At 36.1% G+C, this 13,606-nt stretch carries 11 protein-coding genes; 7 read left to right on the forward strand and 4 right to left on the reverse strand.

Annotated features, from left to right (window positions below; genetic code table 11):
- Positions 1–61: 61 nt before the first annotated feature.
- A complete protein-coding gene (purD, locus tag ACKTTZ_RS16385; RefSeq protein ID WP_034696326.1) occupies positions 62–1,300 on the forward strand; it encodes a phosphoribosylamine--glycine ligase in 1,239 nt (412 codons plus the stop codon).
- Between the two features lie 333 nt (positions 1,301–1,633).
- Entirely contained in the window at positions 1,634–3,163 is a 1,530-nt protein-coding gene (guaA, locus tag ACKTTZ_RS16390) for a glutamine-hydrolyzing GMP synthase (RefSeq protein WP_034696325.1), read from the forward strand.
- 613 nt (positions 3,164–3,776) lie between these two features.
- Here the strand turns inward: guaA and ACKTTZ_RS16395 are convergent.
- A complete protein-coding gene (locus ACKTTZ_RS16395; protein WP_034696324.1) occupies positions 3,777–4,163 on the reverse strand; it encodes a hypothetical protein in 387 nt (128 codons plus the stop codon).
- Between the two features lie 89 nt (positions 4,164–4,252).
- Here ACKTTZ_RS16395 and ACKTTZ_RS16400 point away from each other — a divergent pair, with 89 nt between their 5' ends.
- Together ACKTTZ_RS16400 and ACKTTZ_RS16405 are read left to right on the forward strand one after the other, a co-directional pair.
- On the forward strand, positions 4,253–5,761 hold the full coding sequence (locus ACKTTZ_RS16400) for a nitrilase-related carbon-nitrogen hydrolase (protein WP_407846038.1): 1,509 nt from the start codon (positions 4,253–4,255) through the stop codon (positions 5,759–5,761).
- A 116-nt stretch (positions 5,762–5,877) separates the two neighbouring features.
- Positions 5,878–7,500: an IS1182 family transposase gene (locus ACKTTZ_RS16405; protein WP_407845762.1), complete on the forward strand. Its 1,623-nt coding sequence runs from the start codon at positions 5,878–5,880 to the stop codon at positions 7,498–7,500.
- A gap of 75 nt (positions 7,501–7,575) precedes the next feature.
- Here ACKTTZ_RS16405 and ACKTTZ_RS16410 read toward each other — a convergent pair whose 3' ends face one another.
- Positions 7,576–8,220, reverse strand: coding sequence for a hypothetical protein (locus ACKTTZ_RS16410; protein ID WP_407846039.1), 645 nt, complete (start codon positions 8,218–8,220; stop codon positions 7,576–7,578).
- Positions 8,221–8,456: 236 nt separating this feature from the next.
- The gene (locus ACKTTZ_RS16415) at positions 8,457–8,627 is read right to left on the reverse strand and encodes a hypothetical protein (protein WP_167595386.1); all 171 of its coding nucleotides are present in this window, start codon (positions 8,625–8,627) and stop codon (positions 8,457–8,459) included.
- Between the two features lie 210 nt (positions 8,628–8,837).
- Between ACKTTZ_RS16415 and ACKTTZ_RS16420 the strand changes: the two genes are divergently transcribed.
- From ACKTTZ_RS16420 to ACKTTZ_RS16430, 3 genes are all read left to right on the forward strand, one after another.
- Positions 8,838–10,484, forward strand: coding sequence for an AarF/ABC1/UbiB kinase family protein (locus tag ACKTTZ_RS16420; RefSeq protein ID WP_034696318.1), 1,647 nt, complete (start codon positions 8,838–8,840; stop codon positions 10,482–10,484).
- Positions 10,485–10,565: 81 nt separating this feature from the next.
- Entirely contained in the window at positions 10,566–11,075 is a 510-nt protein-coding gene (locus tag ACKTTZ_RS16425) for a hypothetical protein (RefSeq protein WP_051934344.1), read from the forward strand.
- 165 nt (positions 11,076–11,240) lie between these two features.
- Positions 11,241–12,593: a DEAD/DEAH box helicase gene (locus ACKTTZ_RS16430; RefSeq protein WP_253318129.1), complete on the forward strand. Its 1,353-nt coding sequence runs from the start codon at positions 11,241–11,243 to the stop codon at positions 12,591–12,593.
- A 39-nt stretch (positions 12,594–12,632) separates the two neighbouring features.
- Here ACKTTZ_RS16430 and ACKTTZ_RS16435 read toward each other — a convergent pair whose 3' ends face one another.
- Positions 12,633–13,598 carry a tetratricopeptide repeat protein gene (locus tag ACKTTZ_RS16435; protein ID WP_407846040.1) on the reverse strand — a complete coding sequence of 322 codons (966 nt, stop codon included), beginning with the start codon at positions 13,596–13,598 and terminating at the stop codon, positions 12,633–12,635.
- Positions 13,599–13,606 lie beyond the last annotated feature (8 nt).

Here is a 13,606-nt window from a genome sequence, read left to right on the forward strand (position 1 = left end):
TTGTATTTTTAGCATTCAAAATTATATATTTGTAAAATAAGACTAGATAATAATATAAAGTATGAGAATATTAATCATAGGTGAAGGCGGTAGAGAATCTGCTTTAGCGGCAAAGCTTCAGAATGACTCAAGAATTTCTAAAATGTTTTTTGCCAACGGGAATGCTACTACCGATGTAATAGGGAAAAATGTTCATTTATCAGAAATCAAAGAACTTAGAGATTTCGCTATTAAAGAAAAAATTGATCTTACGATCGTAGGTCCGGAAGCTCCTCTTGTAGCGGGTATCAAGGACGAATTTAAAAAGCATGATCTTAAGGTTTTCGGGCCTACTCAAAAAGTAGCAAGCCTGGAAGGAAGTAAAGCTTTCTCTAAGAAATTTATGCAGACCTATGATATCAAAACAGCTAAGGCTGTCGTATTTGATTCATACAATGATGCTAAAGAATATGTGCAGACACAGCAGTATCCTTTGGTAATCAAGGCAAGTGGTTTAGCTGGCGGAAAAGGTGTTGTTATCTGTGACAACCTTGAAGAAGCTGAAGCTACAATCCATGATTTCATGATCAGAAGAATCTATGGTGATGCTGGTATTCGTTTAGTTATTGAAGAATATTTACAAGGTTTTGAAGCTTCTATTATTGCTTTCTCTAACGGGGAAAAATTATTCCCATGTGTAGCAGCTAAAGATTATAAAAAAGCTGGAAACGGAGATACAGGACCTAATACAGGAGGTATGGGTTCAGTAGCACCAAGCCCGGAATTTACTCAGGAGCACTACGCAGATTTTGAGAAAAATATCTTAGAGCCTACTGTTAAAGGTCTTAAAGCTGAAGGTTTCGGATTTAAAGGAATCATCTTCTTCGGATTGATGGTAACTAAAAACGGAGCTTACCTTCTTGAATACAACATGAGATTCGGAGATCCTGAAACTCAGGTATTGATGGCATTGATGGAAAACAATCTTTTGGATGTGATCCAGGACTGTATGGAAGGAAAAGATATTGAGCTTAAGTTTAAAGATGAAAAAGCAGTTTGTCTTGTAATGTGTTCAGGAGGTTATCCAAGAAATATCGAAATAGGTTTCGAAATTACAGGAGAAGAGAAACTGAAACACAGTAAACTGTTATACGCAGGAGCAATCAGTAAAGGAGATAAAGTGGTTTCCAATGGAGGTAGAGTACTGAACATTGTGGCTACAGGAGCTACTTACGAAGATGCCCGCAAAAAAGTTTACGAAGACGCAGGTCACGTACATTTCGATTACGGCTTCTACAGAGAAGACATCGGAAAGTTTTAATAAAAATCACGAAAAAAGATTTGGAGCTAATCCAAGTCTTTTTTTGTAAAACAGTTAAGAAGCAATAGGCTTTAGGCTACAGGCAGTATGCTATAAAGTCAGTTTTTTATCAATAGGATCGGGCTTTAGCCCGATTGTAAGAAGTAGAGATATGATTGGCTTTAGCCAAAACCTAAGCATATTGATTACACATTTTGTGAGTGAAAAGTTGATTATTAGATGTAATACAGATTTTGTCTCTCCTTAGGAGCCTCAAAATTGATATGAATCCCAATGCAATTGAAAGATCAAAAAATAACTCATTATTTATAATTTATAAATCATAATTCAAAAATGAACAACGGTATTATTATTTTAGATTTCGGATCCCAGTACAACCAGCTTATCGGAAGAAGAATCCGTGAGATGGGCGTGTACTCTGAAATCTTGCCTTACAATACACCATTACAAGATATTTTAGCAAAACAACCAAAAGGAATCATCCTTTCCGGTGGACCAAGTTCTGTAAATGCAGAAAATGCTCACCTGGTTGAAAAAGAATTATACGAGCAGGGAGTTCCTGTATTGGGAATCTGCTACGGAATGCAGATGACAGCTCACCTTTTAGGAGGTAAAGTAAACAAAGGAGAAAAAGGAGAATACGGTAAAGCAAACTTAGAGATCGTTAAAGAAAGCTCTTTATTAAAAGGAGTGACTCAGAACTCTGTCGTTTGGATGAGCCACTTTGACGAAGTAGGAGAATTGCCTGCAGGTTTTGAATTAAATGCAAAATCCGGAGTAATTGCTTCTATCGCTAATGAAGATAAAAAAATCTACTGCGTGCAGTTCCACCCGGAAGTTTCTCATACTGAAGAAGGAGGGAAAATGCTTGAAAATTTTGTTTTCAGCATCTGTAACTCAGAGAAAAACTGGAAACTGACTAACTATATCGAAAAAACAGTTGAGGAAATCCGTGAGAAAGTAGGAGACAACAAAGTAATCCTTGGACTTTCTGGTGGTGTAGACTCTTCTGTAGCTGCTGTTTTGATCCACAAAGCTATCGGTGATCAGTTGACTTGTATCTTCGTAGATACAGGATTATTGAGAAAGGATGAAGGTAAAAAAGTAATGGATCAGTATGGAGAGCATTTCCATATGAACATTAAAATGGTAGATGCTCAGGATAGATTCCTTTCAAAATTGGCTGGAGTAGATGATCCTGAAGCGAAGAGAAAAATCATCGGAAACGAATTTATCCATGTTTTTGACGAAGAATCTCACAAAATTGAAGGCGCTAAATTCTTAGCTCAGGGAACCATTTATCCTGACGTTATCGAGAGCCAGTCTGTCAACGGACCCTCTGCAGTGATCAAGTCTCACCACAATGTTGGAGGACTTCCTGAAGATATGGAATTCGAATTATTAGAGCCATTAAGAGAGCTTTTCAAAGACGAAGTAAGAAGAGTAGGAGAAGAATTGGGTATTCCTCATCATCTGGTATACAGACACCCTTTCCCAGGTCCTGGATTAGGAATCAGAGTATTGGGAGCGGTAGATGCTGAGAAAGTAAGAATCCTTCAGGAAGCTGATGATATCTTCATCGAAGAATTATACAAAAATGACCTTTACGAAAAAGTATCTCAGGCTTTCGTAGTACTTCTTCCGGTAAAATCTGTAGGAGTAATGGGAGACGAGAGAACTTACGAATACACAGCGGTAGTTCGTTCTGCTAACACCATCGACTTTATGACAGCAACATGGAGCAGACTTCCTTACGAATTCTTGGATACTGTTTCAAGCAGAATCATCAACGAAGTAAGAGGAATCAACAGAGTAGCTTACGATATTTCAAGCAAACCACCTGCAACCATTGAGTGGGAATAATTTTTGACTTGAATTTAAAATATAAAATCCTGCCCGTTTTGGGTGGGATATTTTTTTGTTAAAATGGCCTTAATGAAGAAATGATAAGTAAAATATTAAAAGCAATTAACAAGCAATATATCAGTTTGAAGAGTATATGCTTATGAAAAATAAGATAGTTTAAAAATATTGATCCAGCTACATATACATAAACAAAAGTTTTCACTTCCTCAGCATTGAGTTCAGATACTGAAAACAAGTTGAAATTATGTAAAAGATTAATGATTGAGTAAGGATAAAAGATTCTTAAAATCAAAATAAGTAAGGTACTTATGAATAAAGTTACTGCGTACGGTTTCATTAGCTAATAAAATTTAATATAATCATTACTCTCCGATAAAAATTATAAATACATTGAAAATATCAATATTTACAGCATGAATTAACAGGCCGCTCCTCCGGAGCTATAATTTTAAAACAAATATGTCCTATTAACAGTTAGCTCCCAGTGGAGCTGGATTTGATCCCGTCGGGATCTGCTGTTAGTAGAAAAAAAAGATGTTTCCATAAATAACAAAGCTCCAGAGGAGCGACCTGTTAATTACGCTTTAATTTAATCGGACAAGAATGATTTTTAATGTACATTGTAAAAATAAAAATCTTCAGCAGAAAAAGCGTTCAGGTTTTCCATAAAATCAAAATAGGCATTATAAAAATCAGTATCTACAGACAGATAGGGATTAGATAGCATATCGACCATAATGTATTCTATGTCATGAAATGTATGCAGAATATTTTTTACTTGTAAAGCATATTGACTTTCTATAAAAATCAGAGGATAATTCAAACAGATGTATCCGATGGCTTTATCTCCTAATAGCAGAACAACAACTTTTTCTGTATCCATTTCTATATGAGTATTATAATGGGGTTTAAGCGCCTCCATTACAGAACTGAAATCAGAATGTTTCCAGTAGTTATCTGAATGAACAACTGTTTGTAAAATTTTAGAGATATCCACTGTTAAATTTTGTATAAATGATTGGGAAGTACTTTTCTATAAGGATTGAAGTAAAATATTTTCACTAAATTTAAGTAAAATTACATCAAATGCAAATAGAAACAAGAAACCTGACCCTTCAGGATTATAATGAGCTGGCGGAAACGATGAAAAGGGCCTACCCGCAGATGTCGGAGTCTATCTGGTCCAAAAAAAGTATCGATAAACTCACAAAAATATTCCCGAACGGACAGATCTGTATCACCGTTGACGGAAAACTGGCTGCTGTAGCACTTTCCATAATCGTCAATTATGAAGAATTCGGAGATGATCACACGTATAGTGATATTACGGGAAATTATACATTCAATACCCATACTTCTACAGGAAATGTTCTGTACGGAATAGAAGTTTTTGTAGATCCGGAGTTTCGTGAACTGCGTTTAGGAAGAAGATTGTATGATGCCCGAAAAGAGCTTTGTGAATTATTAAATCTGAAATCTATTGTTCTGGGAGGCAGAATCCCGAATTATCACAAATACAGCCATGAGCTTTCCGCAAGAAATTATATCCGAAAAGTAAGAGACAAAGAAATCTATGATCCGGTATTGTCTTTCCAGCTTTCCAATAACTTTCTTCCGATAAAAATCCTGAAAAAGTACCTTCCGGAAGATGAAGCTTCCAGAGAAAATGCGGTTCTTTTGCAATGGAATAATATCTATTACAGCAGAAAACCGAATACCATGCAGGACAGCATTATCCGTCTTGGATTGGTGCAGTGGCAGATGAGAACGTTTAAAGACATAGAAGCGTTTTATGAGCAGGTAGAATTCTTTGTGAATGTGATGGGAGATTATAAGTCTGATTTTGTTCTTTTTCCGGAACTTTTCAACACGCCTTTGCTGGCTCCTTTCAACAATCTTTCCGAAAGAGACAGTATGATAGAATTGTCTAAGCTTACCGAACAGATCAAAGAAAAGATTTCAGAATTGGCCATCAGTTACAACGTGAATATTATTTCCGGAAGTATGCCTGTTTTTGATAGTGATAATAACGATTTGTACAATGTAAGTTACCTTCTTCACCGTGACGGCCGTATGGATGAATATCGAAAAATTCACATCACGCCGAACGAAAAGAGGTACTACGGGATGAAAGGAGGAAATGAAATCAAAGTCTTTGATACCGATTGTGGGAAAATAGGTCTTGTGATCTGCTATGACGTAGAATTCCCGGAATTACCAAGAATTCTGGCCGATCAGGGAATGAAAATTCTGTTTGTACCGTATCTTACAGACACCCAAAATGCCTATATGAGAGTACGCCACTGTGCTGCTGCAAGAGCCATAGAAAATGAATGTTATGTAGCCATTGCTGGTTGTGTAGGAAACCTTCCGAAGGTAAATAATATGGATATTCAGTTTGGGCAGGCGGCTGTGTTTACCCCTTCAGATTTTGCCTTTCCGTCTAATGCTGTGAAAGGAGAAGCAACTCCCAATACAGAAATGACACTGATTGTAGATGTCGATCTGAACCTCTTGAAAGATCTTCATCATAACGGTTCTGTCCAGGTAATGAAAGACCGAAGAAAAGACCTTTACGAAACTTACCTTAAATAAAAGAGGCTGTCTAAAAAGTCCAAAAAAATATCCCCGTTACTTAAAAAGTTTCGGGGATTTTTTTGTTGTTTGTCCTTTAAGATTTATCTTTAAGGTGCACCCAAACAAACATTGATATGAAAGTACGGTTTAAATCTTTACCCACCAATACTCCCAGCTTATTTCCTGAAGATATTTTTGATAAGATAGGTGCTAATGATCCGGTACGTCTTATCAATGAATTAGTGGATAACTTGAATATCGATCATATTATAAGTGAATATAAAGGCGGTGGAACGACAAGTTTTCACCCCCGGATGATGATCAAAGTTTTATTCTATGCCTATTTCAACAATATTTATTCATGCCGTAAAATAGAAAAGGCACTTGGAGAAAATATTCATTTCATGTGGCTTTCCGGCAACAGTAAGCCTGATTACAGAACCATCAATTACTTTAGGAGCAAACGGCTTAAAAACCATATTCACCGTCTTTTTGCAGATGTTACCGTTGTTTTGCAGAATTTAGGTTACGTAAGTTTAAATGTTCAATATATAGATGGTACAAAAATAGAATCATCTGCCAACCGATACAGCTTTGTATGGAAAAAATCTGTAGAAAAGAATAAATTAAAACTGGAAGCTCAAATTCATTCCGTACTTGAAGATATTGAATCCCAAATCAAAGAAGAGCGTTATGAATCCCATGAAAAGACCCTTCCAAAATCTATTGACAGCAGAGAGCTTCAGGATAAAATAGCAGAACTTAATCACTCTGTGGCACAGGACAATAAAACCGGTAAGAAGCTCATTAAAAAGCTTCAGCATCAGGACCTGCCCAGATTACAGAAGTATGAAGATCAATTAAAAATACTCTCAGGCCGCAACAGTTATAGTAAGACAGATCCCGACGCCTGCTTCATGCGGCTCAAAGACGACCATATGAAAAATGGGCAGCTTAAGCCAGCCTATAATGCACAGATCAGTACTGAAAACCAGTTTATCACCCATTACAGCATTCATCAGACTCCTGGAGATACCACTACATTGAAGGATCATCTTAACAGCTTTGAAAATCAGTATCACAAACAAAGTAAAGAGGTAGTAGCAGATGCCGGATATGGAAGTGAAGAGAATTACGAAATGATGGCAGAAAAAGCTATAGAGGGCTATGTAAAATATAATAATTTTCATAAAGAACAGAAGCGCAGTGAGAAGAACAATGCGTTTGCTGTACAGAACTTATATTATAATGAGGAAAATAACTTCTATGTATGTCCCTGCGGACAGCAAATGAACTTTATCGGTAAAGGCAAAAGAATCAGCAGTAACGGATATGAATCTCAGGTACATTATTATCAGGCTTTCAGATGTCAGGGTTGTCCTCTTAGAGAAAGCTGCCATCAAAGCCAGGATAATCGATTAATCGAAGTGAATTATAATCTGAACCATCACAGAATGAAAGCCAGACAAAGGCTGATATCTGAAAAAGGGCATTACCACAGAAGTAAACGGCCTATAGAAGTAGAAGCTGTATTCGGGCAATTAAAAAGCAATAATAAATTTTCAAGATTTACTCTAAAAGGACTTGAAAAAGTAAATATTGAATTTGGATTAATGGCATTGGCACATAATCTTAGAAAATTAGTGAAAAACAGAAAACTTAACCGTAAAAATTGGCTAAATACACTTAAATGCAAACAACATATGCATCTTTTCCATAAGTATATGAAAATCCAAAAGTATAAAATTGCTGCATAACTATACGCAGTCTCAAAACAAACAAAAAGAGGCTGACCTTTTTGGACAGCCTCTTAAGTATCCAAGCGGAACGAACTAACCTTTTTTAGCAGATTCTCTGATTAAATCCTGATTGTTTTTATAAACCTCATATTGTTCAGGACTTAGTATCTTTTTAAAATCTTTATCCAATACTTTAAAATCATTGATAATAATGCGTTTTGCTTTTTTGCTGTCAGCGTCTTCCGGACCTGCATTTTTCTTGTTAAGACGCTTTCCATAATCCTTCTGAACTTCCTGTACCCCTTTGAAGTTGATCTCATATACCTGCTCAACCTGTCTTTCAGTTAGATCCAGAATAGGAACCATAAGAAATGTTCTGAAAAGAGCAATCTTTTCTGCTCTGTCTTGTTTTACCACTGCCATCTGTTCAGGAGTAAGGATTTGTGCCATGGCCTGATGACGTTGAGCGATGATGCTTACAAATTCGTCAGCAATTATTTTGTTGTTCTCCGGACTGTTATTGTTACCGGCTTTGCTGTCAAGAGCAATTAGGGCATCTGCGGTCATTGTATTGATCTCCGTTACTTTATTGGCCTGTGATTCTGTAAGTCCCAGATAGCTCATTTCTTTTGTGGCTACTTCGGCAATAGAATGGGCTGATGCTACCTGAGCTTTTACCTGTGTTGTAAACATCATTGCTGATACAATAAGGCCAGCTGAAATAATTTTTTTTAACATAGTGTTGTAATTATATTTATAGTTTGTTGTTAATTGAACATGATTATGGATTTAATTCTCTGTTTTGGGTTTTTGTTGTGTAATGGTTTGATAAATAGATTCTTGTGTTTTGTTTGCTATTGTTTTAGATGGAAATAATATGCCATAAATTGTGGTACGTAAGCATTTTTTGGAGCAAAAAAAATACCCGAAGAATATTTCTTCGGGTACTATATGGTTCTGTATAAAATCAGATTTTACATATACTCAGGGCAAACTACAGCAGGGCAAATCAATCCTGGACATGTTGGTCTTCCATCAGTAGGGCAGCATTGGTTTGAGCAGTTTTTGATAGGGATGATAATCCCATTTCCTGCAATCCCTTTTAATTGTTCTCTTGAAAGTTTGTTGTTGCGTAAATTTTTCATGTTTTAATACTTTTGGTTTGTTTTATTTGTACGTTGTAAATATATCAATTTTTACAATATATGATGCTTTTTTATTGTTATGGTGTATTTTATTCTTTAAAATATTGATTATGTGTTGTTATTTTTAATTTCATCCATTGGTGTTCTGCTCATAATTCTTTTCATAAAGGAACAATTTTTGGAGTAAATTGCACCTACTATTGATACACTATGTTTGATAAGCCTCAAAGAAAACTGAAAAGATCCGCAAGACTGATTTCTGTATTAAGTAAATATGGATTCAAAGATCTTCTGGCCAGAATGAATGGAAATAAGCAGGAAGAAGCTTCTGGTCATTCAGATGAAATCATTTCAAAAGGAACCGTTTACGAAAGAATAAGACTCGCCCTAGAAGAGCTTGGACCTACCTTTGTAAAATTGGGTCAGACATTCAGTAATAGGGAAGACTTATTGCCACCGGAATTGATCCAGGAGCTGCAAAAACTTCAGGACAAAGTGGATACGGTAGATATGGATGTAGAAGAGGCGCTGGAAAGCGAGTTTAATATTTCCGTTAAAGATTATTTCCGTGAAATTCAGAAAAAGCCTCTGGCTACAGCTTCTATTGCACAGGTTTACAAAGCTGTTCTGATGGATGGCAGCCCGGTGATTTTAAAACTGAGAAAACCTGATGTGCAGTCCGTCATTGAAGATGATTTACTGTTGATTAAAGATATTGAAAAACTAATATCTGCCTATTCGGAAATAGGAGAAAAACTGAATCTGAAACAGGCTATTTCTACCTTTGAAAGATCTTTACTGGAAGAAGTCTCTCTGATCAATGAAAAAAATAATATCCAGCAGTTCCGTCTGAATTTTAAGAACAATAAAGAAACATATGTTCCTAAAGTCTATGAAGAATTTTCCAACAACAATATTCTTTGTATGGAGTTTATTGATGGGATTAAGGTTACCGATAAATCTGTTCTGCTGGCGAATGATATTGATCCGGTGAAAGTTTCAGAAGCCGGATTAAGGCTCTTTGTGTCGCAGATTTTAGATTATGGATTTTTCCATGCCGATCCTCATGCGGGAAATATTTTAGTGAGAAAAGATGGTAAAATTGTGTTCATTGATTTCGGGGCGGTGGGTAAAATTCAGCCCAATGATAAAGAAATTCTTGAAAATCTTATTGTCAGTTTTGTTGCTAAAAATTCGCATAAAATAGTCCGTTCACTCAAAAAAATGGCGATAAGCTATGAAATTCCGGACGAACGAAGATTTGAGAATGATGTGGAAGAAATTCTGAATTTTGTTCACAGTTCGTCATTACAGGACATCAATGTACAGGTGATTATCAACAAGATGAAGGATATTTTAAAGGACAACAGGCTTTATATGCCGGATTATTTCTATCTTCTGTTCAAAGGAATCAGCCTTATAGAAGGAGTGGGAAGAAGTATTAATCCTGATCTTGATATTGTTAAAAGCCTTCACCCTTACACCAAAAAGATTTTCACCAAGAAAATCAGTCCTAAAAATCTTTTAAAAACAGGGATGGACCGCATGATGAATTTCACGGATAATGTGGATGAAATCCCGAAAGAGCTCCGTTCCGTTCTTCAAAAGCTGGATGAAAATAAATTTACGGTTTCCAGCGAGATCAAAAATATAGATAAGACCAACCAACTGATCAAATCCAGTGTCATCAATCTGATTCTGGCTATGATTTTAGGAGCAAATATTATTGCCACAGCTATTGTCTTTTCTTCCGAATCCGGACCAAGAATCGGAGAATTATCTTTGGTAGCGGTTCTGGGCTTTATCTTTTCAATTCTTTTAGTCATAATCCTCCTGCTAAGAGTAACCAGAAAATAAACCCGAAAAATTCAAAAACTCGAAACCCTAAACCCCGCATCTCGTAACCCGAATCCCACAACTTATAACCCCAATTCAGCAATGAAAACACTTATTATAACAACACTCACCTTGTTCAGCTCATATTGTATTGCTCAACAGGGAAATGAAGAGAAACTTCAGGGAGATTTTGATGGAAACGGAACAAAAGAATACGCTTACACAAAAGTCAGCGACTGTGGTGACGAATGTGAAGGAAAGTGTGAAACAACCATTTATTTCAGCGATAAAAACATAAAACCTATAAAGATTACGCCTGCCAAGCAGGGAAGTCTGTATAATTTGGGTGATCTTAATGGAGATGGGAAGGAGGAGATTGGTTTTTACCCCAATTGGTGTACCAGCTGCTGGCATCCATTCTATGTGTATACGTTAAGTAAAACGGGTTGGAAGCTGTTATTGCCCTCTATTTCAACCCATTGTAATCAGTGGGAAGAGGATAAATTCCCCATCAAAAAAGATCCAAAAAAGAAAGGATATGTTATTGTTACTTCCAGCAAATGGATAGATGATGATATTAAAATAATCAGTGAAAGTGTAAAGGTGAATTGAGTACAATCGCTGGAGGATGGGGGCTGGAAGAGGGAAGGAAATGATTTGTGTCAATACATTAATTTGTTTCATTGTACATTCAAAAAATTAAAAGAACGTTTGATAATCTTCCAGCTTCAGACTTCGTGCTTCCATACTACAAAATTAAATACCTATCTTTGCAAAATGGAAAAACTCACTTTTGCGGATTTTGACCTTCCGGTTAAAATTCTTGATGTTTTAGCGGATTTGGAATTATTTGAACCTACTCCCATTCAGGAGAAGAGCTTAAAACCTATTCTTTCGGGAAGAGATGTAATGGGAATTGCACAGACCGGAACCGGAAAAACATTGGCTTATCTTTTACCCGTTCTGAAAACATGGAAATACAGTAAGACAGGAAATCCAACTGTTTTGGTGCTTGTTCCTACAAGAGAATTGGTGGTACAGGTGACTGAAATCCTTGAAAAACTGACGGAAAATATTACCGCAAGAGTAATCGGAATATACGGTGGAAAAAATATCAATACTCAAAAACTATTGTTCAATGATGGTTGTGATATTTTAGTAGGAACACCGGGAAGAGTAATGGACCTTTCCATAGACAACGCAATCTCTCTGAAAGAAGTTCAGAAACTTATCATTGACGAATTTGATGAGATGCTTAACCTTGGTTTCAGACCACAGCTTACCCACATTTTTGAAATGATGAAAGAGAAGAGACAGAATATTCTTTTCTCAGCTACTATGACAGAAGCGGTAGATGACATGCTGGATGTGTATTTTGCCAATCCGATTGAGATTTCACTGGCAAAATCAGGAACTCCGCTTGAAAAAATTGAACAGACAGGGTACAAAGTTGAAAACTTTAATACTAAAATCAATTTACTTGAACATTTGCTGAAAAGTGATGCAGATATGTCTAAAGTGTTGATTTTTAATAATAATAAAAAACATGCTGACCTGCTCTTTACTAAAATTAATGAGCTTTTCCCTGAACAGTTTGATGTGATTCACTCCAACAAATCTCAGAACTACAGATTAAAAGCGATGAAAAGCTTTGAAAATGAAGAGATCAGAGGTTTGATTACTACCGATGTAATGGCAAGAGGTCTTGATATCTCAAACATTACGCATGTGATCAATTTTGAAACCCCTGATATTCCGGAGCAGTATATCCACAGGATCGGTAGAACGGGTAGAGCAGACAAAGAAGGAAAGGCTGTTACTTTTGTGACTAAAAAAGAAGAACCTTTGATTCTTGACATTGAACTATTGATGGATAAAGAATTGAAATTTAATGAATTCCCTGAGAACGTTAAGATCAATCCTAAAAAGATTGCTGCTGAAGAAGATCAGGTAGTGATGAAAAATCCTGCTCAGGTAAAACTGAATGACGGTGGAGGCGCATTCCACGAGAAGAAAGCTAAAAATACCAAAGAAAACTGGGGTGGACCTTCCAAAAGAAAAGCACCTAAGAAGTTTGGAGCCAACAGAGCTCAGCAGAAAGCAATTTCGAAATCGAAAAGAAAGAAATAAAATAAAAACGATTCCTAATATTGGAATCGTTTTTTATTTTTAATCCAATTGAATATTGTTATTTTTTAAAATTTCTTTAAACTTATCGGTCTTGCCTTCCTCTTTCATACTCTTATAAATATATACTAGCATTTTTTCAGCATCTGATCGGTAAGGTGATTTCTGAACAGAATAGATCCTGTATGCTTTACACATATTATCAAGACCTTTCTCATTATTCTTCAGGTGGGTAAAGTAGACTTGCCCCATTCCATAATAAACCTCAGGGTCACCAGGATATGTCTTGTCAAAATCTAGGTATGCATCAATAGCCTTTTGATATTCTTTCTTATAGACATAAGTAATGGCAATATTCTGTAAAGGCATTTTACCCTTTGGATCAACGGCTAATGACTGTTTGTAGGCATTAAGAGCTTTATCATAATCTCCAACTCTTCTATAAGTAATACCCAGATTATCCCATGCATAAATGAATTTTGGATCAATCTTTACAGCCTGTTCATAATTCTGAATGGCCTCCTTCCAGTTTTCTTCTTTGGATACGTTAACCGCTTTCGTGTAGAAATCAAGAGCAGTTTGATTTTCCGAGAACTTATTATATTCAGTTTCCGTAGTGGTAGTAGCCCTCTTTACGCTTTCGCAGTTTTGCATCAGATAGCGTTCAAGTTCATTATAGCTTTCTGTATACTGTTTTGAATCCTTATTGGGATCAAAAGTCAGATTAATCTGCTTTTTTCCATTTACTTTTGGTGCATTTTTGGATTGTTCTTCTGCTCCTTTCAAAAGAGTTGAGATCTGAAGTGCTCCCGAGTATTTATCAATACATTCATGAACATCTTTGATGATATCTTCCTTCTTCCTGTTAGCTAAAGCAATAGAATCAGCACATTTACAGGCGTTTTCTGAAAGTTCCTGAAGAACTGTTTTTTCATTCGGCTTATCCTGAGAAAATGAAAGAGAATACAGTAAAATAAAGAATAAAATGGTTATTGGTTTTTTTATCATGGGTTCTG

It is taken from the genome of Chryseobacterium sp. KCF3-3 (assembly GCF_045865955.1).
GTDB lineage: Bacteria > Bacteroidota > Bacteroidia > Flavobacteriales > Weeksellaceae > Chryseobacterium.